Origin of the sequence: Actinomadura viridis, from assembly GCF_015751755.1 — a bacterium.
GTDB classification, from domain to species: Bacteria; Actinomycetota; Actinomycetes; order Streptosporangiales; family Streptosporangiaceae; genus Spirillospora; species Spirillospora viridis.
The window spans coordinates 5,946,737-5,972,947 of sequence record NZ_JADOUA010000001.1 but is presented as its reverse complement, the minus strand read 5'-3'; the positions used below and the strand labels follow the sequence as shown (position 1 = coordinate 5,972,947).

The window sequence follows — 26,211 nt, the reverse complement described above, 5'->3', positions numbered from 1 at the left end:
CCGCGTGCCGCTGTCCGACCGAACGACCGGGGGCGATTACCCCGGAGATCTCCCCCGTGGGAGGGAGGCCCTGGAGACGGGATTCGCGTTGACTCGCGACATGGCTTCCACGATCGACCGCCCCCTTGCTCCCACACGCCCCGGCACCGGGGTCATCGTGACGGGCGCTCTGGTGGCCCTGTGCTGCCTCACGTTCGCGGGCGTCAACGTCGTCTTCGAGATGTCCGGCCGCTTCACCGAGGGTCCTTACGCCGAGTACGCATCCGGATTGGCCGTGATGAACTGGGTCGTCGTCGGGTTGAAGGTGCTGGGGGCGGCCGTGGCGCTGTTGTCGGTCGCCAGGATCCGCGCTGCCCTTCCTCCGGCGCTTCTGGGCATTCTGTTGTGGGGAGCCTTCGCGCTGCTCGGCGTGTACGCCCTGGGCAGCGTCGGGCAAGCGATCGGTATGGCCACAGGGCTGACGGGCGACGCCGAGCAGATCGACCTGGCCGGAGTCGGTTATGTGTTCTTCTTCCTGCTACTGGTGGTCGGGTACGGAGTGCTGGCGATCTCTTACTCGCGGCGCTTGGCGCTGCCCAAGAGGGTCGCCGTCCTCGGCGCGCTAGGGGCACCCGTGGGACTGGGCGTGATCCTGCTGGCCATACCGGCGCTGCTGGCCGCCCTTGGCCTCATGCCCTCGCTCTGACAGGGAGCCCGGCCCCGGAGATCGCGCTCGCCTTCGAGGTGGCTTTGCCCGCGCTTGCTCGGCTGCGCATCACACCGGTACGGCGATGCGCGAACGGGACGATCCGTCCTGGCCAGCCCGCCCCCGCTGCTTGCGGCAATCCGCAGGGCCGCCCGGCACGTTCGGGCTTCCGAGCGACGCGCTCGGGCGGCCTCCAGGAGATCTTCAGCGGCACTTCTGGAAGACGCTGATGATCGTGCCCTCATGAACGCTCACGTGGAGGCCGTCGACCGTGCCCACGGTCACGCGGTCTCCGGCGTCGGTGACGTGGGTGAGCGTTCCGCGCCTGCCGTCCCCGAGGGTGAGGGCGGCGTTGCCCTTGGCCAGAAGGAACGGGGACACGGCTTCGCTGAGATTGTCCTCGGCGGAGTAGACGGTGGCCCTTCCCGCCGAGCCGCTGCACGGAACGGTCGTCACGCCTTCCGGCACCTCGGGCGTGTTCTTCGGTGCCAGCGCGCGGGCGATTCCGGTGATCTGTGCGGCGGTCGCCGCGTCCCCGGCCGCCCGCTGGGGGTTCCCGGTGAAGCGCCCGGTGAGCTTCGGAGTGCTGATGGTCAGCGAGAACAGCCTGCGGTCGCTGTCGGGGTGGAGTTCGACGACGATGTCCTCGTCCATCTTGAAGGCCGCGCCACCGGCGCCCGCCTTCTCGCTCAGCCTGGTCAGGCGGCCGGCGAGCCACGATTCCATCGCCTGCCAGGTGTCGGGTTCACTCCCCTGTGCCGAGACGATCACGCCGCCCGCCCGCAGGCCGAACTCGGCACCTCTCAACGCCTTGCCCCGGTAGGCGGGACGTGCGAAGGCGACCGCTCCGGGGGACGCGGAGAGCGCGTCCACCAGCAGGCGGTCCACCCGCCCGGCCAGGACGGCCGGGGCGGTGCCGGTCTCGGTGTTCCGCCACGAGTCGAGATCGCGCATCGTGTCGTAGAGCGAAGGGTGGAGGCCGGTGAAGGTGCCCTGGGAGACCAGCGAGACGAAGACCCAAGAGAAGATCATCATGGGGCCGAGGCCGGGCGCGCGGCGGAAGAAGCGGGGGACGCACAGCACCGCGCCCGCGCTGGCCGTCGCCCCGCCGACCAGGATCGCCCATCCCAGCACGAAGCCCGGGGGGAGCGGCGCGGAGACGTCCTCCGCGTTGACGATCAATACCCTCTGCAGCCTCCACCACATCCAGGGGACCGCGCACAGGAAGATCAGGATCAGTGACCCGAAGCTGCCGAGGAGAATGCCGCTCAGAGTAGAGATCTTGCGAGCAGCCGTGGGGGGTGGATCGCTCATGTTCTGATCGTGCCAGCGGAACGTGGCGCCGTCCGCGATTCCTCTCCGCTCATTCGTTCCTGGCGGCGCCGGGGCCGGTGATCTTCGCCAGCAGGGGGAAGGTCGCGGCGATGACCCCCAGGGAGACGGCGAGGCCGATGAGGACGGTGACGTAGTACTCGGCGCCCGGTGCCCGCAGCGCGTAGTCCATCTGGGACCTGAGGAACAGCTGAGCGGCCAGGAAGCCGCTGCCGATCGCCACCACGGCGACGATGAGCAGCGGGACGGCGCTCTCCAGGAGGACGACGCGGCGCAGCGTTCCGAGCCGGACGCCGGTGAGGCGCAGCAGGCCGAACGGGCGCTTGCGGTCGTGGAGGCCGCCGATCACGCTCACCGCCAGGCCGCAGCCGGCGACGCACAGGCTGACCAGGACGACGACGGCGGCGAGCCGCTGGTACGCGGTGAGCAGCCGGGCGTCCTCGGAGTTCGCGCGGTGCTCGGCGGCCGTGACGGGTGCCTTCTGGTGCGGGAAGGTGAGGGCGAGAGCGGTCCGCACCCGCTCGATCGTCGCCTTCGAGCCGTTCGTGCCGACGACCAGGGTCTGGACGGGGACGTCGCGGAGCCGTTCGGCGGACATGGCCGCGGCGGGCCAGGTGTCGTCGAACGAGCCGTCCATCGCGTCGAGGACGTGGCGCTGGGGGACCGTCACCACGTCCGCTCCCGGGGCGCATCGGCCGAAGTCCGGCACGCCTTCCAGTTCGCGGCACGACGCCAGCCCGCCGAGGTCCCGTTCGGGCCCGCCGAACGAGAGCGTGGTCCCGAGCGGGTTGGTGTGGATCCTGGTCACTCGCTGGACTCCCGGGATCGCGCGGAGCCGGGCGAGGACGGTGTCCGGAACGCCGACGGACGCCCTCGGTGCGCCCCGCGACGTGTGCCCCTGGGAGTAGTCGGCGACCAGCGTGCTCCTGGCGACCGCGGTGCCGCGCGGCACGCCGCGTTCGGCGACCATGGTCGTCATCACGCCGACGGCCGTGCTGCTGACGAACAGGGCGAGCACGAGCCCGCTGATGGCGCGGAAACCGGCCTTGGGGTCGTCGGCGAGCCGCCGCCCGGCGATGAGCGCGGCGGGACGGCCGGTGCGCCGGGCCATGAGCCGCGCGCCGGCCATGGTCAGCCACGGCCCGGCGATGACCAGGCCCGCCATCATCAGGAGGATCCCGGTGAGGTACGCCTGCGCCTGCCCGGCGGTGGTGTCGGGTCGCCGGCCGACGAAGTAGGCGAGTTCGGCGACGCCCGCGACCAGGGGGATCAGCCGGTAGGCGCGGGGAGGGCGCGGGGTGACGCGCCGGGTCACCCCGAGCGGGGAGATCCGTACGCGGCGCAGCGCGAGCCGGGCGGCGATCGCCGATCCCAGCGGGACGCCGACGGCGACCAGCAGGACGTCGGTCAGGTCGAGGGACAGGTCGCCCGGGTGGAACCGCGCGCCGGTGAACGGTACCGCCGCCAGCGGTACCCGGAACAGGAGGAACAGGGCGAATCCCGCGGCGGTGCCCGCGCCGGCGGCCACGGTCGACTCGACGGCCGAGACCACCGAGATCTGCCGGGGTGTCGCGCCGACCAGGCGCATCGCGGCGAACCGCTGCTCGCGGCGCGCGGCGGCCATCCGGGTCGCCGTGCCGATGAAGATCAGCACGGGGAACAGCAGCGCCGCGGAGGTGACCGACAGGACGAGGGTGACCCCGGCGGGCGGGATGCCGACCCGGCAGGCGCTGCACGAGCCGGGCGACTCGGTCGCGATGGTGGTGATCTTCGCGGCGCCGGGGGCTCCGGCGAGCTCGCCGGGGGTACGGCCGACGATGATGATCAGCGAGTCGGGGGAGGGGAGGGCCGCGGCGCCGATCGTGCCGGCCCGCCTTCCGGGGTAGCGGTCGCCGAGTTCGGGCCCCGGTACGGAACGCAGCAGCGCGCCGAGCGCCGGGGAGGCGTAGTACTCGCCGGGGCCGGGCAGCCGCGGGATCCCCGGCGGAACGGGTGCGCGCGGGCCGGTGGCGGCGACGTCGACGCGGATGATGCGTTCGTCCTTGTACAGGTCGGTTCCCTGCGTGGCCCAGGCCGGGTCCGGGGACGGCGCGACGCCGGGCGCCGTGGCGCCGGGCACCCCCGAGTTGAACCACGCGTACCGGGCGTTCTGGGCGTTCACCCCGTTGACGGCGGCCAGGGTGAGCAGCAGCAGGCCGACGCCCAGGGCCACGGCCGCGCCGGTGACGAGCAGGCGGACGGCGGCCTCCCTGCCGCCGCGCAGGGCGAGGCGCAGCCCGAAGCCGATCACGACTCCGCCCGCGCGGCGGAGTAGGAGGTCGCCTTGCCGTCGCGGACGATGACCTCGCGGTCGGCGTACGCGGCCACCCGGGGCTCGTGGGTGACGACGATGACGGTGGTGCCCTGCTCGCGGGCGGCGGTGACCAGCAGCTCCATGACCTGCTCGCCGTTCAGCGAGTCGAGGGCGCCGGTCGGCTCGTCGGCGAAGAGGATCTCCGGGCGCGCGACCAGGCCGCGGGCGAGCGCGACCCGCTGGGCCTGCCCTCCGGACAGCTCGCCGGAACGGCGCTTGTGCAGCCCGTCCAGGCCGAGCCGTTCGAACCAGGCCCCGGCCTCCCGCAGCGCCGCAGCCCGGCGCCCGCCGGCGAGCAGCAGCGGCAGTGCGATGTTCTCCTCGGCGGTCAGCTCGGGGACGAGCTGGCCGAACTGGAAGACGAACCCGAAGCGGTCCCGGCGCAGCGCGCTGCGCCCGGCCTCGCTCAGGGTGTCGATCCGCTCCCCGGCGAAGTGGACCTCGCCGGAGTCGGGGACCAGGATCCCCGCCAGGCAGTGCAGCAGCGTCGTCTTCCCCGAGCCGCTGGGGCCCATGATCGCCAGGATCTCGCCGGGGCCGGCCGCCAGGCTCGCGCCGCGCAGCGCCGGTGTCCGGCCGAACGACAGGGCGACCTCGCGCGCCTCGATGACGGGGCCTCGCGCGTTCATGACCGCACCGCCGCCAAGAGCGCGTCGAGCCGGGCCGCGGTCAGGTCGATCCAGCGCAGATCGGCTTCGAGATGGAAGAGGCCGTGGTCGGCGAGGAGCGCGTCCACCAGGTCGCCCTTCCTTTTGACCTCGGTCAGCTCGCGCATCCGTTGCAGATGGGCGGCGCGCTGGGTGCCGAGGTAGTGCTCGGCGTCGCGGCCCAGCATCAGGGCCAGCACCACCTTGGCGAACAGCACGGTCTGGAGGTGGGGGTGGGCTTCGACCGGTTCGGCGAGCCAGCTCTCGAACTCGGTGGCCCCCTGGTCGGTGATGACGTAGCGCTTGCGGTCGGGGCCCGCTCCGGTCTCCGACTCGCCCACCACCACCTTCCCGTCGCGGGCCAGCCGCCCGAGGGTCGCGTAGACCTGGCCGAACGACAGGGGCTTGCCCCGGCCGAAGTAGGCGTCGTAGTCGCGTTTGAGGTCGTAGCCGTGGCTCGGCTCCCGTTCGAGGAGGCCGAGCAGGGTGAGGGGAACGCTCATGGACGCGACTATACGCTGAGAGTATACGCTCGGTCTATACGCTCAGCGGATGGAAGTCGCGGGGCGACGGTGGCGGCCCTCCGGCACCGGACGGTCCGGGACGGAGGGCCGCTCCGCGTGCGCGGCCCTCCGTCAGGCCGGGGTACAGGCCAGCAGGTCGATCACGCCGGTGGTGTCCTCGGCGCCGTGCCCGCCGGCCAGGCGGCGTTCCATCAGGGCGAAGAACGGGGTGAGGAGTTCGGGGCTGACCCCCTGCTCCTCGGCCGTGCGCAGCAGGGTCGTCTTACCGGCCACCTGCATCGCGAGGTTGGAGACGACCCCCTTGGTGTAGTCGCCGCTCTGAAGCTGCTCGGCGGTCAAGTGCACCGAGCCGGTCATGGCGTTCAGCCATTCGGCGATCAGCGACGCCAGGTCCTTGGGGGCGATGTCCTCCTCGCGGATCAGCGCGAAGGCGTGCGAGATCCCCGCGAACATGCCGTACATCGCGCTCAGCAACGCCACGTCGTGCAGGGCGGCGAAGCCCGCGTCCTCCCCGACGTACCTGGCGCCCGCCGGTACGGCCAGGACGCCGCGGTGGTCGTCGAAGAGGTCACGGGAACCGCTGTAGAAGCAGTAGGCGCCGGAGCCGGGGACACCGACCATCGGCGGCACCGCCATGATCCCGCCGTCCAGGAAGCGCGCGCCGCGGCCACGGGCCCACTCGGCGCGGGCGCGGGCCTGGCCGGGGGTGCTCGTGGTCAGGTTCACCAGGTCCCTGCCCGTGAGGTCGGCACCGGCGAGGGCCTCCTCGACGGAGTCGTCGTCGAGGAGGCAGACCACCACGAGGCGGTTCGCGGCCACCGCCCCGGCGGCGGTGGCGGCGACGGCCGCGCCGTCGGCGGCGAGCGGCTCGGCCCGGGAGGCGGTGCGGTTCCAGACGGTCAGGGAGTGCCCGGCGGCGAGCCAGGCGCGGGCGAACGCGGCGCCCATCGCGCCGAGTCCGAGAAGGGTGAGAGAGGTCGGCTCAACGGTGTTCTCAGTCATGCCGACTAGGCTCGTCCCGGGCCGGGGAAGCCGACAAGTACGCACTTTGAAGTGGGTGCTTACCCTGGGGTGAGCGAGCAGGCGGGAGGGGTCGGCATGGCGGAGAGGCCGGGGGCGTACCACTGCGGGATCGACGCGGCGATGGACGTGATCGGCGGCAAGTGGAAGGTGCTGATCCTGTGGGCGCTCCACGAGCGGCCGTGCCGCTTCGGTGAACTGCGCAGGCTGCTGCCGGGGATCACCGAGAAGGTGCTCGCCTCGCACCTGCGCGAGCTGGAGAACGACGGCGTCGTGCACCGCGAGGTGTACGCCGAGGTACCGCCCCGGGTGGAGTACTCGCTGACCCCGCGGGGGGTCTCCCTCAACCAGGCCCTGGAACCGCTCGGTGCCTGGGGGCGCCGGAACGTGCTCGGGGCCGAGCCGGAACCCGCCGGGAGCCCGGGCGCTTCCTGATCCTCACTCAGGACCCGCTGGGCCACGGTGCGGTGAGGTCGGTGTTCAGCACCTGGAACAGGACGTGGTCCTGCCAACGGCCGGCGATGTTGAGGTACTCCGGCGCCATGCCGAAACGGACGAACCCGTTGCGCTCCAGGACCCGCTGCGACCGGACGTTGTGCACCAGCGTCTCCGCCTGGACCCGGTGCAGCCCCAGCTCCTCGAACGCCACCCGGACGATCTCGCGGACCGCCGCGGTGGCGTAGCCGCGGCCGTTCTCGGCGCCGCTCACCCAGTACCCCACGCTGCACGACAGGAAGGGCCCCCGGACGATGCCGCTCAGCGTGATGCGCCCGACCACGCGCCCGGTGTCGCCGAGGATGGCGTGCGGCACGCCGGTGCCCCGCTCGTGCTGCTCCAGCGCGTCCCGGATGACCGCGTCCTGGCCGTCGGCGGTGTAGTGGCGCTGGTCCTGGAGCGGTTGCCACGGCGCGAGGAACTCCCGGTTCTCCTGGAGCAGTTCCGCCAGGACCGGTGCATCGCCGCGAGTCAGTAGCCGGGTGGGACGCATCCGTTCATGATCCCACGCGGCGCTCCCGCGGCCCCGCAAGGCCACGGGAGCGCCGGGACGGTCATCCGGCGGGCGGCTCGGCTCCGGGCTCGGCTCCGGGCTCGCCGGTCTCGGCGGCGGAGGCGGTGACCGGGTCGGGGCCGATGTCGCCGCCGCCCAGCGCGGCGAGCGGAGTGGCCAGCTTCTCTCCGGAGCCGTCGCGGCGGCCCAGCTCGGCGGTGACGGGCAGGGGCTTGCCGGTGGAGGTCGCGGCCTTGACCGGGACCGGGCCGGCCCAGGCCATGATCAGGGTGTCCTCGCCCTTGAGGAAGCGGTGCGAGCGCACGCCTCCGGTGGCGCGGCCCTTGGCCGGGAAGTCGGCGTAGTCGGCGACCTTGATGGCGCCGGTCTGCGTGCCCGGAAGCGCCGTGGACGATCCGGAGATCGTCACCACCCGGGACTCCCGGCCGGGAACGAGCGCCCCGAACCAGATGACCCGGGCCCCCTCCGACAGCTTGATGCCCGCCATGCCCCCGGCCGCGCGGCCCTGGGGCCGCACGTTGGCGGCGGAGTAGTGCAGGAGCTGGGCGTCGTCGGTGATGAAGACCAGGTCGTCGTCCTCGGCGACACAGGCGGCGCCGACCACGCGGTCGCCGTCCTTGAGCGCGATGACCTCGAAGTCGTCGCGGTTGGGCGGGTAGTCGGGCACGACCCGTTTGACCACGCCCTGCTCGGTGCCCAGCGCCAGCGAGCCGATCATCGTCCCCAGGCCCACGATCCTCTCGCCGGGTTCGAGCTCGACGTACTCGGTCACGGGCGCGCCGCCCGCCAGTGACGGCGGCGACGCCGAGGGCGGCATCATCGGCAGGTCGATGACCTCGATCCGGATCATCCGCCCGGCCGAGGTGACCGCGCCGATCTGGGCCCGCGCGCTGGTCCGGACGACCGACGCCAGGACGTCGTGCGCGGCGCGGGCGCCCTCGGCGGGCAGCGGGTCGGCCGAGGTGGTCCGGGCGAGCAGGCCGGTGGAGGACATCAGGACCAGGCACGGGTCGTCGGCGACCTCCAGCGGCACCTGCGCGGTCGCCGCCTGGCCGGACGACTCCAGCAGCACGGTGCGGCGGGGGGTGGTGTACTCGGCGGCCACCTCGCCCAGCTCCTTGGACACCACGCCGCGCAGCTTCTTCTCCGACTCCAGGATCGCGGTCAGCTTGGCGATCTCCCGGGCCAGCTGCCGCTTCTCCTTCTCCAGTTCCAGCCGGTCGAAGCGGGTCAGCCGGCGCAGCGGGGTGTCCAGGATGTACTGCGCCTGGATCTCCGAGAGCTCGAAGATCTGCATCAGCCGCTGCTTGGCCTGGCCCGCGTCGTCGCTGTCGCGGATGACCTGGATGACCTCGTCGATGTTGAGCAGCGCGATCAGCAGGCCCTCGACCAGGTGCAGCCGGTCCTCGCGCTTCTTGCGGCGGTGGGCCGAACGGCGCCGGACGACCTCGATCCGGTGGTCGACGTACACCTGGAGCAGCTCGCGGAGGCCCAGCGTGCGGGGCTGGCCGTCGACCAGCGCCACGTTGTTGATGCCGAAGGTCTCCTCCATCGGCGTCAGCCGGTAGAGCTCGGCGAGCACGCCCTCGGGGTTGAACCCGTTCTTGACCTCGATGACCAGCCGCAGCCCCACGTTGCGGTCGGTGAGGTCCTTCAGGTCGGAGATCCCGTTGATCTTCTTGTTGTTGACCAGTTCCTTGATCTTGGCCTTGACCCGCTCCGGGCCGACCGCGTACGGCAGCTCGGTGACCACGATGCCCTTGCGGCGCGGCGTGACGTTCTCGATGTGGGCGGTGGCGCGGGTGCGGAACGTGCCGCGGCCCCGCTCATAGGCGTCGCGGATGCCGTCCAGGCCCACGATCCGGCCGCCGGTGGGCAGGTCGGGACCGGGCACGAAGCGCATCAGGTCCTCGAGGGTGGCCTCGGGGTTGTCGATCAGGTGCCGGGCCGCCGCGATCACCTCGCCGAGGTTGTGCGGGGCCATGTTGGTGGCCATCCCGACCGCGATCCCGGACGCGCCGTTGACCAGCAGGTTGGGGAAGGCCGCGGGCAGGACCTCCGGCTCGTTCTCCTGGCCGTCGTAGTTGGGCCGGAAGTCGACGGTGTCCTCGTCGATCGAGGCGACCATGAGCATCGCCTCGCGGGTCATCCGCGCCTCGGTGTACCGCATGGCGGCGGGCATGTCGTCGCCGCCGAGCGAGCCGAAGTTGCCGTGCCCGTCGACCAGCGGCATCCGCATCGACCACGGCTGGGCCATCCGCACCATCGCGTCGTAGATCGCGCTGTCGCCGTGCGGGTGCAGCTTGCCCATCACCTCCCCCACCACGCGGGCGCACTTGACGTGCCCCCGGTCGGGGCGCAGGCCCATCTCGTTCATCGAGTACAGGATCCGGCGCTGCACCGGCTTGAGGCCGTCGCGCGCGTCGGGCAGTGCCCGCTGGTAGATGACCGAGTACGCGTACTCGAGGAAGCTGCCGCGCATCTCCTCCGAGACATCGACGTCGATGATGTTCTCTTCGAAGTCCGGCGGTGGAGGGGCCTGGGATCCGCGTCGTGCCATGTGGGACATTGTGGCGGGTCCCAGAGACAGATTCGCACCGCACCACCCACCCGGGCGCCGAAAGATGCCCTTTTCCGCGTTCCGCGGCGTCGGACCGGGGGCTTCGGACGGGCCGTGCGGGCGGATCGAGCGCCGAGGAGGTTTCCATGAGCCCGCTGGCCGACTTCCAGAACGAGATCTACCTGAACGGGCTGGGCGACGAGCGGCCCGGCCTGCCCACCGATCTGACCCGGCTGGAAGGGCTGGCCGAGCGGAGGCTGTCGGCCGGCGCATTCGGCTACATCGCCGGGTCGGCGGGCAGCGAGGCCACCGCACGGGCCAACCGCGCCGCGTTCGACCGCCTGCGGATCGTGCCGCGGATGCTGCGCGACGTCGCCGTGCGCGACCTGGCGGTGGAGGTGCTGGGGACGCCGATGCCCGCGCCGGTGCTGCTCGGCCCGGTCGGCGTCCAGTCGATCTTCCACCCGGACGGGGAGCCGGCGACGGCCCGCGCCGCGGCGGCGTGCGGGCTGACGATGGTCCTGAGCACGGCCGCCTCGTACACCATCGAGGAGGTCGCCGCCGCGAACGTCACCGCGGGCGCCGACGGGGGAGAGGGCGGCCAGGGCGCCCGCTGGTACCAGCTCTACTGGCCCAAGGATCGCGAACTGGCCGTCAGCTTCCTGGGACGGGCCAGGGACGCCGGCTACACGACGCTGGTGGTCACCCTCGACACGGTCACGCTGGCGTGGCGCCCGCGCGACCTGGACCAGGCCTACCTGCCGTTCCTGCGCGGGATCGGCGTCGCCAACTACTTCAGCGACCCGGTCTTCCAGAAGGCGGTCGGCGGGCCGGTCACCGACGCCAACCGCGGCGCCGCGCTCATGCACTGGGCCGCCAACTTCGGAAACCCCGGACTGACCTGGGACGACCTGGCCTTCCTCCGCGAGCACTGGGACGGTCCGATCGCCCTCAAGGGCATCCAGCATCCCGACGACGCCCGGCGCGCGGTGGACGCCGGCATGGACGGCGTGATCGTCTCCAACCACGGCGGACGGCAGGTGGACGGGGCCATCGCCTCCCTGGACGCGCTTCCCGGGGTCGCCGAGGCCGTGGGCGACCAGGCCACGGTGCTGTTCGACAGCGGGATCCGCACCGGCGCGGACGTGGTCAAGGCGCTCGCACTGGGGGCGAAGGCGGTGCTGCTGGGCCGCCCCTACTGCTACGGCCTCGCCCTCGGCGGTGAGGCGGGCGTGCGGCACGTGCTGCGCTGCATCCAGGCGGAACTGGAACTGACCCTGGCGCTGTCCGGCCACACGCGCCCGGGCGACCTCTCTCCGGAGGTGCTGGCCCGTCCCCAGTGAGGGGAACGGGGTCGCCCGCGACCTCGGTGAGAGGTGAAACCTTCCGGCAACCTCCCGGTAACGCGCGATCCCTATCGTCACCCGGGACCCGCCGAAAGGTTTCCCGTGCACGCCGCTCGTCTCGCCCGCTCCGCCCGCGCGGCCGGCACCGCACCGTGCCGCCGCGCGGCGCGGCGGTCAGGCGCGGGCCAGGACCTGGTCCAGGTCGAGCGTGTCGAGGATCGCGCCGTCCACCGACAGGGCCTCGACGATCGGGGCGCGGCGAGCGCCCCAGACCACGACCGCGTGGCCGTGCGGGGGGACGTGCAGCATGCGGGCGCCCACGCGCAGCTGGGTGACCTCGGACGACGCCCAGAGCCGGACCTGGCTGACCCACTTGGCGCCCCACGGCAGGAGGCGATTGGCATTCCGGACCGTCTTGCCCGTGCCGTACCGGTGCAGGTAGCCGCCCAGCTCGGTGGCGGAACGGCGGGTCAGGTCGGGGGCCGAGCCGCCCCCGCCGCCCAGCTCCATCCACTCGCCGTCACGGCGGTGGTACGTCCAGCCCTCGATGAAGGGGGGAACGCTCCGGGACGCGTCGCCGGGCTGCCTTAGGAACGTTACAACGGCGATGTCGCCATCGACGTCGAGGCTGAGCGGCAGGAACTCCCGGCCGTCGTCGAAGCCGGCCGGGATCGGTTCGGGCAGTCCGTCCCGCAGTACCCGCAGGCACTCTTCGTGCACCTCGTGGTCGTTCATGTTCCGCGGACCTCTTGATCAGGCAGGCAGGGGAAAGGGCCCTCCCGACAGAGGGCCCCGACGTCGGATTCACTCTAAAGGTCTGAGTCCATCGGTTTCATCCGTCTCTTTCAGTCGTCTTGGACAAGAATCGGCTACGGCCGGGCGGCGCCCGGCGCCGTCCGCCTGACCGGGGCGTTCGTGAACGTGCTTCGCGTGCGGCGCGAGCGCGCGCAGGGCGAGGGCCGCGCAGACGGCCGCCACGGGAAGTTCCGCGCCCACGGCGAGCGCGACGGCGAGCCTGCGCCCGGCGCCGGGGGCGGCGGTGGTCACGTCGAACCAGGCGTCCATGACCAGAAGGGACCCGGTGGCCGCGGCGGTCAGGCCGTGCCGGACATCGCCCCGGGCCATCAGGACTCCCGTGGTCAGCAGGCCCGTGGCGACCAACGCGTCCAGCCCGGCCCACGCCGTGGACCAGTGGGACACCGTCGTGGTGGACGGCAGCCGTGCCGCGAGGACGCCCGTCCACGGGACCATCGCCGCCCCGCCGGCCATCAGCCCCCACGCCGTCCACCGGGCCGTCCGGCCACCCGTCCCGCCACCCGTCCGGCGGGGTGTCCGGCGGGGCGTCCGGCGGGTTCGCGGCGCGCTGGTGACCATCAAGCGATCTCCTCGGTCTGATGCCCGTGCTGTCCGTACAAGGGTCGCGGCGCGGGAGATCGCGATCAGTAGCGCGGATTTCCGGGTTCGGGGTGGTACTGGGTACAGCCCCGGCCTGGAGTCCGCCGCATGGCGGGCGCCGGACCGTGGCAATACGGTTTGCCCATGGCATCGGTCTCCTTACTGCGGCGTGCGCGCGGGTACGTACCGTGGTCGGCGGCGCCGTGGCGGGACACCGCGTTCGCGGCGTCGGGGGTGCCGCTGCAGTTCGGCGCCTGGGCCGTCCTCATCGCGCCGTGGGCGATCTGGGAGCCGGTGCGGGCGGTGCCCGTACTGATCGCGCTGCTGGCCCCGGTCCTCGTCGTCGCCGTGCTGGCGCATCCGCTCGCCTCGGCGCACCGGGAGCGCTGCTGGGCGATGCTGGGCCTGCACGTCCCGCCGCCGGAGGAACGGCCCGGCAGGTTCCGAACGGAGGGGTACTGGCGCGTCCTCGCCTACCACCTCCTCGCCGGGCCGGTGCTGGCCTTCGGGGCGATGGCGGTGATCGTCGCGTGGGCGGGCGGCGCCGCGCTGGCCGGTGTCGGGGCGTACGCCTGGGCGCTCCCGCCGCTCACCGCCTTCCAGGTCGCCGCCTTCAGCATGGGCGGGGTCGCCCTGCTGCTGGCCGCGCCCTGGCTCGCCATGGCCGTCCGGAACATGGACGCCCGCGCCGTCGTGGTGCTGCTCGGCCCGGACCGGGCCAGGGAGCTGGAACGCCGGGTCGAGGACCTGGCCGAGAAGCGCGCCGGCGTGGTCGACGCCGCCGACATCGAACGCCGGCGGATCGAGCGCGACCTGCACGACGGCGCCCAGCAGCGGCTGGTCGCGCTCGCCATGAACCTGGGCCTGGCGAGGGAGACGCTGACCGGCGTGCCCGACGACGCGATGCGGGTGATCGTGGAGGCGCACGAGGAGGCCAAGGAGGCCCTCGCCGAGATGCGCGACCTGATCCGCGGGCTGCATCCGGCCGTCCTGGAGGACCGCGGGCTGGACGCGGCCCTGTCGGGCATCGCGGCCCGCGTGCCGCTGCCGGTGCGGCTGCGGGTCGACGTTCCGCGCCGGGCCTCCTCCACGGTCGAGGCCGTCGCCTACTTCGTGGTCTCCGAGGCCCTCACCAACGTGGTCAGGCACGCGCGGGCGTCGAAGGTGGAGATCGAGGTGACGCGGCGCGGGGACGTGCTGTCGGTGAGCGTCGCCGACGACGGGGCGGGCGGCGCGGACCCCTCCAAGGGCTCCGGACTGACCGGGCTGGGGCGCCGGGTCCGTTCGGTCGACGGTACCTTCCGCATCGTCAGCCCCGAGGGCGGGCCGACCACCGTGACCGTGGAGCTGCCATGCGTGCTGTGACCGCCGGGGCGGTCCCCAGGGAACCGGAGCCGCCGTGCGGATCGTGATCGCCGAGGACTCGGTCCTGCTGCGGGCGGGACTGATCAAGCTGCTGGAGACGGCGGGGTTCGAGGTCCCGGCGGCGACCGGGGACGCCGACGGGCTGCTGGCCGCGGTGGAGGAGCACCGGCCGGACGCCGCCCTCGTGGACGTGCGGATGCCGCCCGCGTTCACCGACGAGGGCGTCCGCGCGGCGCTGGTGATCCGGCGGCAGTGGCCCGAGGTGGCGCTGCTGCTGTTGTCGCAGTACGTCGAGGAGCGGTACGCGGCCGACCTGCTGGCCACCAACACCAGCGGGGTCGGCTACCTCCTCAAGGACCGGGTGGCGGACGTCCCGACGTTCCTCGACGCCCTGCGCCGTGTCGCCGCGGGCGGTACGGCGCTGGACCCCGAGGTGGTCGCGCAGCTGCTGCTGCGGCGGCAGAGCGATCCGCTCGACCGCCTCACCCGGCGCGAACGGGAGGTGCTGGGGCTCATGGCCGAGGGCCGGTCGAACGCGGGCATCGCGGCCGCGCTCGTGGTCAGCGAGAGCGCGGTCGCCAAGCACATCAACGGGATCTTCTCCAAGCTCGATCTCCCGGACGCCGAGGGCGACCACCGCCGCGTGCTGGCGGTGCTGCGGTTCCTGGGCGGTGGGGACGCGTGAGGGACGCCCCGCCCGGCGGCGCCCCGGCCGCCGGCGCCCCCGCCGCCGGTGCGCCGGACGCGCGTCCGCGGCGCCGCGGGATCTGGGTGATGCTCGCGATCGCGACCGCGCTGGCCGTGCTCCTCCCGGCCGGGTTCCGGGTGTGGGGGGCGGCCGTCCGCCGGACGGTCACCGAGTCCGCCGAGTTCCGGCGCCCCGTCACCGAGGTGGAGATCGACGCGGGGAGCGCGCGGGTGACCCTCGGACCCGGGCAGGCCGGCCGGGTCCGGATCGTCAAGACGCTGACCTGGACGTTGAGCGAGCCTCGCGTCGAGCAGATCTGGGCGGGGGAACTGCTCCTCGTCCGCGTCTCCTGCGAGGGGCCCCGGCGGTGGTACCACGGCGGCGAATGCGACGCCGACATCGACCTGCGGATCCCGCCCCTGATCCGGGTCCGCGCCACCGCGGGCTCGGGCGAGGTCCGGGTACGCGGGATCGGCGGGGACCTCCGGCTGGAGACCGGATCGGGCCGCGTCCACCTGGCCGACGTGCGCGGGCGGGTCTGGGCGCGCGCCCGTTCCGGGCTGATCACGGGAACCGGCCTCACCTCGTACACGCTGGAGGCCACCGTGGAGTCCGGCCGCCTGGCGTTCGATTTCGAGAGGCCGCCGCGGCACGTGAAGCTGTCGGCCGGGTCGGGCGCGGGGCGGGTGACCGTGCCGCGAGGGTCGTACTACCGGGTCGAGCTGGAGACCGGCTCCGGTGCCGTGCGGGTGGACCCCGCGCTCAACGATCGTTCGTCGCTGCGCGGCATCGTCGGGAAGGTCGGGTCGGGGGCGCTGTCCATCGGCTATCCCGGTGCACGCTGACACCGCTCGGCGCGGCAGGGGGCAGGCGGGCGATTTGCGTCATTTGCGTCAGCCGGGTTTACTGATGACATGACCGCCGCACGCCTCCGCCCCATGCGCCGCCCGCGCACCATGCGGGTGACGGGGTGTCCGTGCCGCCGTCGAATGTGTGAGCGCTGAGGGCCCCTCCACCGAGTCTCGCGCCCCGAAGCGAGCCAGTTCCGACCCCGCCTCCACATGATCTTCGAACGCCATCTGCTGAGCCACACGCCGTACCCGCCCGGCCTGTCCTGAGCTCGCCGCAGTCCCCCCTGGTTACCTGACCATCTGACCGCCGGGTCGTGGTCCGTGCTCGGCACGGGCCGCGCCGCCCGACCCTGTCCGCACGGGTGATTTCCTGTGATTCAGATCGAAAAACTCAGCAAGGTCTACCGCTCGCGCGGCCGCGAGGTGAACGCGGTGGACGGCGTCGACCTGACCGTCCGCGAGGGCGAGGTGTTCGGCGTCCTCGGCCGCAGCGGCGCGGGCAAGAGCACCCTGCTGCGCTGCGTGAACCTGCTGGAACGCCCCGACTCCGGCCGGATCGTCGTCGACGGCCGTGACCTGCTGTCCCTGGACGGCCGCGCGCTGCGCCGGGCCCGCCAGGGGATCGGCATGATCCACCAGCACTTCGGGCTGCTGTCCAGCCGTACCGTCGCGGGCAACGTGGCCTTCCCCCTGGAGGTCATGGGCGTCCCCAAGGCGGAACGGGCGGGCCGGGTGGCCGAGCTGCTGGAACTGGTCGGGCTGGCCGAGCAGGCCAGGGCGTACCCGGCCCAGCTCTCGGGCGGGCAGAAGCAGCGCGTCGGCATCGCCCGCGCGCTGGCCGGGCGGCCCAAGGTGCTGCTCTCCGACGAGGCCACCTCGGCGCTGGACCCCGAGACCACGGCCTCCATCCTGGAACTGCTGCGCGACCTCAACCGCCGGCTCGGTCTCACCGTCCTGCTGATCACCCACGAGATGGAGGTGGTCAAGCGGATCTGCGACTCGGTCGCGATCATGCGGGAGGGGCGCGTGGTGGAGTCCGGCCCGGTGCGCGAGCTGCTGCTGCGCCCCGGGTCCGAGCTGGCCCGCGACCTGCTGCCGCTCCCCGAGACCGTCCCGGACGGCCCCGCGGCGGCGACCGTGGTGGACGTCACCTTCGAGGGGGAGAGCGCGGACCGGCCGTTCATCTCCTCGCTGGCCCGCACGTACTCGATCGACGTCAACATCCTCGGCGGCTCGGTCGAGCGGATCGGCGGCACGCGGTTCGGCAGGCTGCGGATCGAGCTGCCCGGGGACCCGGACCTCAACGCGGCGCAGATCGCCCACCTGCGCGAGGCCGGGCTCACCGTCGAGGTCCGCACCCCCGCCGCTCCCGAGCCCCTCGCCGGGACCGCCGTTCCCGAGACCGCCGCTGAGGAGGCGTCGCTGTCATGACCTGGACCGAGATGGCGCCGCTGCTGCGCCAGGGGACGCTCGAGACGCTCCAGATGACGATCTGGTCGACCCTGTTCACCGCCGCGGGCGGGATCCTGGTCGGGGTGCTGCTGGTCCTCACCGCCCGGGACGGGCTGCTGCCCTCACGCACGGCCGGCGCCGTCCTGGGGCTGGTGGTCAACGTCGGCCGCTCGATCCCGTTCGTCATCCTGATGATGGGGATCATCCCGTTCACCCGGCTGGTGGTGGGCACCTCGATCGGCACCCAGGCGGCGATCGTCCCGCTCACGGTGGCGGCGATCCCGTTCTACGCGCGGCTGGTCGAGACCGCGCTGCGCGAGGTCGAGCCCGGAACGGTCGCGGCGGCCCGCGCGATGGGCGCGTCCCGGCCCGAACTCGTCCGCAAGGTGCTGCTCCGCGAGGCCCGGCCGGGCCTGATCGCGGGCCTCACGATCACCGTCATCGCGCTGATCGGGTACTCGGCCATCGCCGGGGCGATCGGCGGCGGCGGACTGGGCGACCTGGCCATCCGGTACGGCTACCAGCGCTTCGAGACCACGATGATGCTCGCGATCCTGGTGCTGCTGGTGGTCCTGGTGGCGATCGTCCAGCTGGCCGGCGACCTGTTCGTCCGGCGCCTGACGCACCGGTGACCGGCGCACCCGTGACCGGAACACCGTCCCACCCCTAACCCGTAGTCCTTCCCCTTTTCCACACCCTTCGAGAAAGGCGCTCTTCGTGCTGCGCAAGATCACTACAGTCATCGCGTCCGCGGGCCTGCTGTTCGGGCTGGCCGCCTGCGGCGGTTCGGGCAACGACGCCGGGACGCTCACGGTCGGCGCCACCTCGGTGCCGCACGCCGAGATCCTCACCCACGTCAAGAACGACCTCGCCGCGAAGGCCGGTCTCAAGCTGGAGATCAAGGAGTTCAGCAACTACGAGCAGCTGAACCCCGCGCTCAACGACGGCCAGCTCGACGCCAACTACTTCCAGCACCGGCCGTACCTGGACGAGTCCAACCAGAAGACCGGCCAGAAGCTGGTGTTCGCCGGCGGCGTCCACCTGGAGCCGCTGGGCGTCTACTCCAAGAAGGTCGCCAAGCTCCAGGACCTGCCGCGCGGCGCGACGGTCGCGCTGCCCAGCGACCCGTCCAACCAGGCCCGCGCCCTGCGGCTGCTGGCCACCGGCGGGCTCGTCACGCTGAAGGCGGACGCGGGCGAGACCGCCACCGAGAAGGACGTCACCGGCAACCCCAAGGAGATCAGGTTCCGGCCCGCCGACGCCGCCGCGCTGCCCCGCCAGCTCGCCGACGTCGACGCCGCCGTGATCAACGGGAACTACGCCCTGGAGGGCGGCCTGACCCCGGCCGAGGACGCGCTCGTGACGGAGAGCGCCCAGGGCAACCCGTACGTCAACGGGCTGGTCACCAAGGCCGAGACCAAGGACGACCCGCAGGTCAGGAAGCTCGTGGAACTGCTGACCGGTCCCGAGGTCAAGAAGTTCATCGAGGAGAAGTACCAGGGGTCGGTGCTGCCCGCCGCCTGATCGGTCACGAATGGCCCGATTCGGTGATGATCTGTCGGCTCTGCCTGGTAGGACAGGTCCGACGATCACGCGAAGGGACATCATGATCAGCGAACATCTGACGGAGTACGACGGTCTCCCGGTGACGGTCTTCGACCCGAAGGCCGGCCCGGGGACCGCCGGCCTCCCCGCCCCGGACGAGACGGCCTGGACGGTCCGGCTGGTCGAGGACTGGGACGACAGCATCGATCCGGAGTTCCTGGACCGGTTCACGGCCGCGGTCGACGGCACCCGGGTCACCCACCTGATCATCGGGAACTGGGGCAACCTCGGCAAGGACGACCCCACCCCGGTGAGCGTCCTGACCGCCGTGGCGGACCGCCTCCCCAACCTCCGGGCGCTGTTCTTCGGCGACATCGTGCTGGAGGAACAGGAGATCTCCTGGATCGAGCACAGCGACATCACCCCGCTGTTCAACGCGTTCCCCACCCTGGAACGGCTGGACGTGCGCGGCGGTCAGGGGCTGGAGATGAAGCCCGTCCGCCACGAGCGGCTGAGGACGTTGCGGTTCGAGTCCGGTGGCCTTCCCGGCGGGGTGGTGCGGGCGGTGGCGGCCAGCGACCTGCCCGCGCTGGACCGTCTCGAACTGTGGCTGGGCACGTCCAACTACGGCGGCGACGCGACCGTCGAGGACCTGGCACCGATCCTGAGCGGTGAACGCCTCCCCTCGCTGCGCTGCCTGGGGCTGGAGGACAGCGAGATCGAGGACGAGATCGCGACGGCGGTGGCGGGCGCGCCCGTGGTCGCGCGGCTGGAGTCGCTGAGCCTGGGCATGGGGACGCTGACCGACCGGGGCGTGGAGGCGCTCCTGTCCGGGCAGCCGCTCACCCACCTCGCGTTCCTGGGGCTGAACCACGCCTACCTGACCAAGGAGACCCGGGAGCGCGTCCAGGCGGCCCTGCCCGGCGTCCGGATCGACCTCAGCGACGGCCAGGACCCCGCGGACGACTGGCCGTACGTCGCCGTCGCCGAATGACGGTGCCCTGATCGCCCCGGCGGAGTCCCGGCAGTGACGGCGGTCCCGGTGGCCGCCGGGACGCACTGTCGGCCGTTCCTGGTAGGACAGGGCCGACGATCTCCTTGGAAGGGTCTCCATGTCCATCACCGAACATCTCTACGAGTTCGCCGGGCTGCCCGTGGCCGTGTTCGACGGTGAGGAGGGTGATGAGGACCTTCCCCCCGTGGCCGAGCTGGCCTGGCACGTCCGCTGCCACGTGGCGGAGAACGGCGCCCAGCTCAGGGACTTCGACGAGAACTTCGCCCGGTTCCTGGAGGCCGTCGACACCACCGAGGTGACCCACCTGATCGTCGGCTGGTGGGAGTACGACCGCGACCCGGTCGCGATCCTGACCGCCGCCGCCGCACGCCTTCCCAACCTGAAGGCGCTCTTCCTCGGCGACATCCTCGACTGGGAGCATCACATCTCCTGGATCGAGCAGTTCGACCTCACACCGCTGTTCGAGGCGTTCCCCGGACTGGAGCACTTCGAGACCCGGGGCGGGAAGGGCCTGCGCTTCGAGCCGATGCGCAACGACGTGCTGAGGGTGCTGCGGTTCGAGTCCGGGGGGCTGCCCGCGACGGCCGTCAGGAGCGTGACCGCCAGCGATCTGCCCGCGCTGGAGCATCTCGACCTGTGGCTGGGCACCGGGCTCCACGGACGGGACGCCACCCTCGACGACCTCGGGCCGATCCTGACCGGCGAGCGCCTTCCCGCGCTGCGCCACCTGGGCCTCCAGAACGCCGACTTCCAGGACGAGATCGCCGAGGCGGTCGCGTCCGCGCCCGTGGTGGCCCGCCTGGAGTCGCTGAACCTGAGCATGGGGACGCTGACCGACCGGGGAGCGGAGGCACTGATCTCGGGGCAGCCGCTCACCCACCTGGAACGGCTCGATCTGCACCACCACTACCTCAGCGAAGCGATGGCGGACCGGCTGCGGGCCGTCCTGCCCGGAGTCGAGCTTGACCTGGACGAGGCCCTGGGGGAGGCGCCCTGGCTGGCGTCGGAGTGGGACATGCCCGGCGCCTACGTCGCGGTGGCGGAATGACCTTCACCGTCGTCGGAACGCCCGGCGAACGCCGGACGGCGCTGTTCGCCGCCGCCTGCCGCGCCGCCGGCCTGGACGAGCCGCGGGTCGTCTCCTGGCGGGACGTCCTGGTCGGGACCGGGCCGGAGTTCGCGCCCGGCGCGCTGGTCCGGATCGACTCGCCGGGCGAGGATCCCGAGGTGGACGCCCTGCTGCGCGGCCCCGGCGATCCGGCGCGGGTGGGCGGGGGAGCCGCGTGGTACGCCGCGTTCACCGCCGGTCTGGAACGGATCGCCGCGGCGGCCGGGCGGGCGGGGGCGCGGCTCCTCAACGACGCGGGCGAGATCGCGGTGATGTTCGACAAGCGGCGCTGCCACGCCCGCCTGAGCGCGGCCGGGGTGCCCGTCCCCGACGCCCTCCCGGCCGTCACCGGATACGCGGAGCTGCGCGACCGGATGGCCGAGGCGGGGACGCGCCGCGTGTTCGTCAAGCCCGCGCACGGCTCGTCGGCCTCCGGCGTCGTCGCGCTGCAGACCGCCCCGGGCGGCCGGATCAGGGCGGTGACCTCGGCGGCGCCCGCCCCCGCCGGATATCTCAACTCGCTGCGGGTGCGCGCCTACGAGACCGAGGCCGAGGTGGCGGCGCTGATCGACGCGCTCGCCCCCGACGGCCTGCACGTGGAGCGGTGGATCCCCAAGGCCGCGCTCGGCGGCCGGGTGCTCGACCTGCGCGTGGTCGTGGTCGCCGGCCGGCCCACCCACGCGGTCGTGCGGACGAGCCGTTCGCCCATGACCAACCTCCACCTGGGCGGTGCGCGCGGTGATCTCGGGGCCGTCCGGGACGCGCTCGGCGAGGACGGGTGGCGGCGGGCGCTCGGCGTGTGCGCGCGGGCGGCGGCCTCCTTTCCCGGGAGCCTGATGGTGGGGGTCGACCTGCTGGTCCAGATCGGCTGGCGGCGGTTCGCGGTCGGCGAGGTCAACGCGTTCGGCGATCTCCTGCCGGGACTGGCCGGCCTGCCCGGCGGTGCCGCCGAGGGGACGGACACCTACGGCGCCCAGGTCGCGGCGGTCCTGCGGCGGGCCGAGCCCGCGAGATGAAGGCGGTGCCGGTGTCACCCTGGTGCGAGCAGTGTGAGAGGTTCCTCCACGCATGTACGACATGAATGAGATCGTCGGCAGCCACGATCTGCTGCTGGTGACCCTCGACACGCTGCGCTACGACGTCGCCGCCGAGCTGGCCGCCGCCGGGGAGACGCCGACGCTGGCCGGTCTCCTCCCCGGAGGGCGCTGGGAACGGCGGCACTCCCCGGGGAGCTTCACCTACGCCGCCCACGCGGCGATGCTGGCGGGCTTCCTGCCGACACCGGCCGCTCCCGGCCCGCATCCCCGGCTCTTCGCGGGGCGCTTCCCGGGAAGCGAGACCACCGCCGGCGGGACGTGGACGTTCGACGCGGCCGACCTGCCCACCGGGCTCGCCGCCGCCGGCTACCACACGGTCTGCGTCGGCGGGGTGGGCTTCTTCAACAAGCTCACCCCGCTCGGCTCGGTGCTGCCGGGCCTGTTCGCCGAGAGCCACTGGGAGCCGGAGTTCGGCGTGACCGACCCGGCGTCGGCGGCCCACCAGATCGACCGGGTCGCGGAGGTGATGCGGCGGCTCCCGTCCGGGCGCAGGCTCTTCCTGCTGCTCAACGTGGCCGCGCTCCACCAGCCCAACTGGTTCTACCTGGACGGCGCGACCCGCGAGCACGGCGACTCGCGCGCCAGCCACGCCGCCGCGCTGCGCGAGGTCGACCGGCACCTGGGGCGCCTGTTCGACCTGATGCGGCGCCCCTGCTTCGTCATCGTCTGCTCCGACCACGGGACCGCGTACGGCGAGGACGGCCACACCGGTCACCGCATCGGCCACGAGGTCGTCTGGACCGTTCCGTATGGGGAGTTCGTACTGTCATGACCGGGCCCTACCAGGGATACGTCTACGCCTACCCCCACAAGACCGCCTACCGGCCTCTGAAGCCGGAGCCGCCGCTCAGCGAGGTGTGGGCGGGGGAGGACCGCGACGCGCTCTTCCTCTACCTGCACATCCCGTTCTGCGAGATGCGCTGCGGCTTCTGCAACCTGTTCACGCGGACGGGCGCGCCGGAAGAGCTCACCGGCGCCTACCTCGACGCGCTCGACCGGCAGGCGACCGCCGTCCGGGACGCGCTGGGCGACGCGGCGTTCGCCACGGCGGCCTTCGGCGGCGGCACCCCCACCTACCTGACCGCCCCCGAGCTGGAACGGCTCTGCGACATCGTCGGCCGTTTCGCCGACCTCGCCGCGATCCCGCTGGGCGTGGAGACGTCCCCGGCCACCGCGACCACCGACCGCCTCACCGTCCTCGCCGAGCGCGGCGCCACCCGGATCTCGATCGGCGTCCAGAGCTTCCTGGACGAGGAGGTCCGCGCCGCCGTACGGCCGCAGAAACGCGCCGAGGTGGAGGCGGCGCTGGACCGCATCCGCGCCGCGGGCTTCCCCACGCTCAACATCGACCTCATCTACGGGATCGGCGGCCAGACCCCGGCCACCTGGCTCCACTCGCTCGACGCCGCGCTGGCCTGGTCGCCCGAGGAGCTGTACCTGTACCCGCTGTACGTCCGGCCGCTGACCGGGCTCGGCCGCCGCGCCCGCGACTGGGACGACCAGCGCCTGGAGCTCTACCGCATCGGCCGCGACCATCTCCTCGGCCACGGGTACGAGCAGGTGTCGATGCGCATGTTCCGCCGCCCCGGCGCGGGCGCCGCGGACTCCGGAACGGGTTCTCCGGGCCCAGGACCGGGCTCCCCGGGGACCGAGTACTGCTGCCAGACCGACGGCATGGTCGGCCTGGGCTGCGGCGCCCGCTCCTATACCGGCGGCCTGCACTACTCGTTCGAGTACGCGGTGGGCGCCGGCCAGGTGCGCGCGATCATCGACGACTACGTGCGCGAGACCGCCTTCGGGACCGCCCGGGTGGGATTCGCCCTGGACGGCGACGAGCGCAGGCGGCGCCACCTGCTCCAGTCGCTGCTCCAGACCGCCGGGCTCGACCGTGCGTCCTACCGCGAGCGGTTCGGCGCCGACGCCGCGGACGACTTCGACCTCGGCCCCTTCGCCGAACGCGGATGGCTGGAGCGGGACGGCGCCGCCCTCCGCCTCACCCCCGAGGGACTGGCCCACTCCGACGCGATCGGCCCGGCGCTGTTCTCCCCGCGCGTGCGCGCCCTCATGGGCGCCTACGAGGCCCGCTGATGGAGCACCTGACGATCCTCTACCGGGGGCCGCTGGCCAGCTGCGACTACGACTGCCCGTACTGCCCGTTCGCCAAGCGCCGCGACTCCCGCGAGCAGCTCCGCGCCGACCGGGCCGCCCTCGAACGCTTCACCGGATGGGTCGCCGCGCAGGCACACGACGTCTCGGTGCTGTTCACGCCCTGGGGCGAGGGGCTGGTCCGTTCCTGGTACAGGCGCGCCCTGGTGGAGCTGAGCCACCTCCCGCAGGTCCGCAGGGTCGCGATCCAGACGAACCTCAGCCACCGCGTCGAGTGGACCGCGGAGGCCGATCTCTCCCGGCTGGCCCTGTGGAGCACCTACCACCCCGGGCAGGTGCCGTACGAGCGCTTCCTCGGCAGGTGCCGCGACCTGGCGGCGCGCGGGGTCCGGTTCAGCGTCGGCGTCGTCGGGCAGCCCGAGCACCTCGGCGCCGCCCGGCGGCTCCGCGCCGACCTCCCCGGCGACGTGTACCTGTGGGTGAACGCCGCCGAAGGCCGCACCTACACCGACGCCGAGGCCGCCGAGTGGACCGCGCTCGACCCGCTCTTCGCCCACAGCCGCCACCCTCATCCGAGCCGGGGCCTGCCGTGCCGGACCGGGGACACCGTCGTATCCGTGGACGGCGAGGGCACGGTACGGCGCTGCCACTTCGTCCCCGCCGTCCTCGGCAACCTGTACGACGGCTCGTTCCGGGCGTCCCTGCGGCCCCGCCCCTGCTCCCTGGACGCCTGCGACTGCCATATCGGCTACGTCCACCTGGAGCCGCTCGGCCTCTACGACGTGTTCGCCGGGGGCGTCCTCGAACGCATCCCCCGGACGCTTTGAGCCCTGCCGCCCCGAGGAAGTACGAGCGGCGGGTGTCCCTTGATGGCCAGGGGAAGTCACCATCAAGGGACACCCGCCGCCGCGGGCCGGGCCGGGGCGGCGTGCCCGGCCCGGCGAGCAGACCGCCCGCCCGGGCGGGTCAGGTCTGCTGCTGGGGGGTGTAGTCGCGCGCGTCCAGGCCGAACGTCCACGCCACGCCCTGGCGGGCGGTCAGCGTGCGGGGCGGGACCCGGAGGAAGTAGGTGCGGTACGACCCGTCGGGCTCGGGAGTGGAGTTGACCACCTCCACCATGACGACGTCCTCGTCGTCGCGGACCGGGATGCGCCACAGCACACCGGTGCTGTCCCGCTGCTGCGGCTTGGCGCCGGTCTCGGCCAGGTAGCGGTCGTAGCCGTAGATCTCCAGCATGACCCGGCGCTGCTCGGCGTTCTCCTCGGCGTCGATCCGGGCCGGGGTCAGGTCGGTGAGCGACTCGATGAACCCCGCCTGCATCGGCATGCCCCGCCAGGCGTGCAGCGAGAACCCGTCCGAGTAGGCCAGCGCGGGGCCGTCGCCCCGGTGCAGCCGCCCCGGCTCGTCGCGATGCAGCTCGGCCGGCCGTTCGGAGAGGATCGCGATCCGCTCGTACGGCCACCACCAGCCCGCGTTCCGCGCGACCTCCGCCATCGCCGACAGCGCGTCGCCGGGGTGCCCGTCACCGTCCAACCGCCCGAGATGGTCGGCCAGCGCGAGGAACGGGGCGTCGTGCTGGCCGAGGACGGCGTCCAGGGTGGCGCCGCGCAGCAGTGCGGTGGCTTCGGCGTCGTCACCGGCCAGCTCGCCGATGGCCCGCCGTACACGGTCGACCAGGTCGTTGACCTGGTTCCACAGGCGCCCGCCCGTCCGCGCCCAGACGTGCGCCCACTCCCGCGGGCCCAGCTCCGAGCTGGCGGCGGTGCGCGCCTTCTCCCACGGGAGGGTGCGGACGGCCTCGCGTACGCTGCCGCCCGCGCCGCCGGGCAGGGCGATGAGCGGCGCGAGGCGTTCGGTGTACTCCTGGAGGCCCGCCTTCTCCAGCGCCTCGCGGTGACCGGCGATCAGGGCGGCGGCGATCGTGCCGTGCGCGGGCGAGGGCACCCACACGACGCGTTCGGGAGGGGCGAGGCCCGCGGCGGCGTAGGCCGCCCGGACGGCTGTCTCGGCCCGCTCGTGCTCCCCGGGCCCGGTGGGACCGGCGGAGAAGGCGGTGGCCTGCCAGGCGAGGGTGACGTCGCCGCGCGACGGGCTCGAAGTCGTGGTCTGCACG

The 26,211-nt window shown here is 73.0% G+C and carries 25 protein-coding genes; 15 read left to right on the top strand and 10 right to left on the bottom strand.

Annotated elements, in window-relative coordinates; all coding sequences use genetic code 11:
* Nucleotides 1-100 precede the first annotated feature (100 nt).
* Nucleotides 101-685 carry a hypothetical protein gene (locus tag IW256_RS27050; protein ID WP_197013635.1) on the top strand — a complete coding sequence of 195 codons (585 nt, stop codon included), beginning with the start codon at nucleotides 101-103 and terminating at the stop codon, nucleotides 683-685.
* A 204-nt stretch (nucleotides 686-889) separates the two neighbouring features.
* Here the strand turns inward: IW256_RS27050 and IW256_RS27045 are convergent, their stop codons facing one another.
* The 5 genes from IW256_RS27045 to IW256_RS27025 form a co-directional block, all read right to left on the bottom strand.
* Complete coding sequence (locus IW256_RS27045) at nucleotides 890-1,999, bottom strand: hypothetical protein (protein ID WP_197013634.1); 1,110 nt, start codon at nucleotides 1,997-1,999, stop codon at nucleotides 890-892.
* Nucleotides 2,000-2,048: 49 nt separating this feature from the next.
* Nucleotides 2,049-4,307 carry an ABC transporter permease gene (locus IW256_RS27040; RefSeq protein WP_197013633.1) on the bottom strand — a complete coding sequence of 753 codons (2,259 nt, stop codon included), beginning with the start codon at nucleotides 4,305-4,307 and terminating at the stop codon, nucleotides 2,049-2,051.
* Nucleotides 4,304-4,999, bottom strand: a complete 696-nt coding sequence (locus IW256_RS27035; RefSeq protein ID WP_197013632.1) for an ABC transporter ATP-binding protein — start codon at nucleotides 4,997-4,999, stop codon at nucleotides 4,304-4,306. Before IW256_RS27035 ends, IW256_RS27040 begins: the two co-directional genes overlap by 4 nt.
* Nucleotides 4,996-5,520, bottom strand: coding sequence for a PadR family transcriptional regulator (locus tag IW256_RS27030; protein WP_197013631.1), 525 nt, complete (start codon nucleotides 5,518-5,520; stop codon nucleotides 4,996-4,998). The genes IW256_RS27035 and IW256_RS27030 overlap by 4 nt, the downstream gene beginning before the upstream one ends.
* A 132-nt stretch (nucleotides 5,521-5,652) precedes the next feature.
* Nucleotides 5,653-6,543 (bottom strand): NAD(P)-dependent oxidoreductase, encoded by an 891-nt coding sequence (locus IW256_RS27025; RefSeq protein WP_197013630.1) that lies wholly within the window; start codon nucleotides 6,541-6,543, stop codon nucleotides 5,653-5,655.
* Between the two features lie 96 nt (nucleotides 6,544-6,639).
* On the opposite strand from IW256_RS27025, the gene IW256_RS27020 reads away from it, so the two are divergent.
* A complete protein-coding gene (locus IW256_RS27020; protein WP_197013629.1) occupies nucleotides 6,640-6,996 on the top strand; it encodes a winged helix-turn-helix transcriptional regulator in 357 nt (118 codons plus the stop codon).
* Between the two features lie 7 nt (nucleotides 6,997-7,003).
* Here IW256_RS27020 and IW256_RS27015 read toward each other — a convergent pair whose 3' ends face one another.
* Together IW256_RS27015 and IW256_RS27010 are read right to left on the bottom strand one after the other, a co-directional pair.
* A complete protein-coding gene (locus IW256_RS27015; protein ID WP_197013628.1) occupies nucleotides 7,004-7,549 on the bottom strand; it encodes a GNAT family N-acetyltransferase in 546 nt (181 codons plus the stop codon).
* A 61-nt stretch (nucleotides 7,550-7,610) separates the two neighbouring features.
* Entirely contained in the window at nucleotides 7,611-10,130 is a 2,520-nt protein-coding gene (locus IW256_RS27010; RefSeq protein WP_197013627.1) for a DNA gyrase/topoisomerase IV subunit A, read from the bottom strand.
* A 146-nt stretch (nucleotides 10,131-10,276) separates the two neighbouring features.
* On the opposite strand from IW256_RS27010, the gene IW256_RS27005 reads away from it, so the two are divergent.
* The gene (locus IW256_RS27005) at nucleotides 10,277-11,473 is read left to right on the top strand and encodes a lactate 2-monooxygenase (RefSeq protein ID WP_197013626.1); all 1,197 of its coding nucleotides are present in this window, start codon (nucleotides 10,277-10,279) and stop codon (nucleotides 11,471-11,473) included.
* A gap of 177 nt (nucleotides 11,474-11,650) precedes the next feature.
* On the opposite strand, the gene IW256_RS27000 is transcribed toward IW256_RS27005, so the two are convergent.
* Both IW256_RS27000 and IW256_RS26995 read right to left on the bottom strand, forming a co-directional pair.
* Complete coding sequence (locus tag IW256_RS27000; protein WP_197013625.1) at nucleotides 11,651-12,211, bottom strand: hypothetical protein; 561 nt, start codon at nucleotides 12,209-12,211, stop codon at nucleotides 11,651-11,653.
* A 69-nt stretch (nucleotides 12,212-12,280) separates the two neighbouring features.
* Nucleotides 12,281-12,850: a hypothetical protein gene (locus tag IW256_RS26995; protein ID WP_197013624.1), complete on the bottom strand. Its 570-nt coding sequence runs from the start codon at nucleotides 12,848-12,850 to the stop codon at nucleotides 12,281-12,283.
* A 165-nt stretch (nucleotides 12,851-13,015) separates the two neighbouring features.
* Here IW256_RS26995 and IW256_RS26990 point away from each other — a divergent pair, with 165 nt between their 5' ends.
* From IW256_RS26990 to IW256_RS26935, 12 genes are all read left to right on the top strand, one after another.
* A complete protein-coding gene (locus IW256_RS26990; RefSeq protein WP_197013623.1) occupies nucleotides 13,016-14,236 on the top strand; it encodes a sensor histidine kinase in 1,221 nt (406 codons plus the stop codon).
* 34 nt (nucleotides 14,237-14,270) lie between these two features.
* Nucleotides 14,271-14,921, top strand: coding sequence for a response regulator (locus IW256_RS26985; RefSeq protein WP_197013622.1), 651 nt, complete (start codon nucleotides 14,271-14,273; stop codon nucleotides 14,919-14,921).
* Nucleotides 14,918-15,769 (top strand): DUF4097 family beta strand repeat-containing protein, encoded by an 852-nt coding sequence (locus IW256_RS26980; protein ID WP_197013621.1) that lies wholly within the window; start codon nucleotides 14,918-14,920, stop codon nucleotides 15,767-15,769. The genes IW256_RS26985 and IW256_RS26980 overlap by 4 nt, the downstream gene beginning before the upstream one ends.
* Nucleotides 15,770-16,147: 378 nt before the next feature.
* Nucleotides 16,148-17,206 (top strand): methionine ABC transporter ATP-binding protein, encoded by a 1,059-nt coding sequence (locus tag IW256_RS26975; RefSeq protein ID WP_197013620.1) that lies wholly within the window; start codon nucleotides 16,148-16,150, stop codon nucleotides 17,204-17,206.
* Nucleotides 17,203-17,859 carry a methionine ABC transporter permease gene (locus IW256_RS26970; RefSeq protein WP_197013619.1) on the top strand — a complete coding sequence of 219 codons (657 nt, stop codon included), beginning with the start codon at nucleotides 17,203-17,205 and terminating at the stop codon, nucleotides 17,857-17,859. Before IW256_RS26975 ends, IW256_RS26970 begins: the two co-directional genes overlap by 4 nt.
* A gap of 85 nt (nucleotides 17,860-17,944) precedes the next feature.
* A complete protein-coding gene (locus IW256_RS26965; RefSeq protein ID WP_197013618.1) occupies nucleotides 17,945-18,751 on the top strand; it encodes a MetQ/NlpA family ABC transporter substrate-binding protein in 807 nt (268 codons plus the stop codon).
* 82 nt (nucleotides 18,752-18,833) lie between these two features.
* Entirely contained in the window at nucleotides 18,834-19,766 is a 933-nt protein-coding gene (locus IW256_RS26960) for an STM4015 family protein (protein ID WP_197013617.1), read from the top strand.
* A 118-nt stretch (nucleotides 19,767-19,884) separates the two neighbouring features.
* The gene (locus IW256_RS26955) at nucleotides 19,885-20,835 is read left to right on the top strand and encodes an STM4015 family protein (protein ID WP_197013616.1); all 951 of its coding nucleotides are present in this window, start codon (nucleotides 19,885-19,887) and stop codon (nucleotides 20,833-20,835) included.
* Complete coding sequence (locus IW256_RS26950) at nucleotides 20,832-21,911, top strand: STM4014 family protein (RefSeq protein WP_197013615.1); 1,080 nt, start codon at nucleotides 20,832-20,834, stop codon at nucleotides 21,909-21,911. The genes IW256_RS26955 and IW256_RS26950 overlap by 4 nt, the downstream gene beginning before the upstream one ends.
* A 52-nt stretch (nucleotides 21,912-21,963) precedes the next feature.
* Nucleotides 21,964-22,764 carry an STM4013/SEN3800 family hydrolase gene (locus tag IW256_RS26945; protein WP_231403943.1) on the top strand — a complete coding sequence of 267 codons (801 nt, stop codon included), beginning with the start codon at nucleotides 21,964-21,966 and terminating at the stop codon, nucleotides 22,762-22,764.
* Nucleotides 22,761-24,080 carry an STM4012 family radical SAM protein gene (locus IW256_RS26940; RefSeq protein ID WP_197013614.1) on the top strand — a complete coding sequence of 440 codons (1,320 nt, stop codon included), beginning with the start codon at nucleotides 22,761-22,763 and terminating at the stop codon, nucleotides 24,078-24,080. The genes IW256_RS26945 and IW256_RS26940 overlap by 4 nt, the downstream gene beginning before the upstream one ends.
* Nucleotides 24,080-24,925, top strand: a complete 846-nt coding sequence (locus IW256_RS26935) for an STM4011 family radical SAM protein (protein WP_197013613.1) — start codon at nucleotides 24,080-24,082, stop codon at nucleotides 24,923-24,925. Before IW256_RS26940 ends, IW256_RS26935 begins: the two co-directional genes overlap by 1 nt.
* Nucleotides 24,926-25,064: 139 nt before the next feature.
* On the opposite strand, the gene IW256_RS26930 is transcribed toward IW256_RS26935, so the two are convergent.
* Nucleotides 25,065-26,210 (bottom strand): DUF6745 domain-containing protein, encoded by a 1,146-nt coding sequence (locus IW256_RS26930; RefSeq protein ID WP_197013612.1) that lies wholly within the window; start codon nucleotides 26,208-26,210, stop codon nucleotides 25,065-25,067.
* Between the last annotated feature and the right edge of the window lies 1 nt (nucleotide 26,211).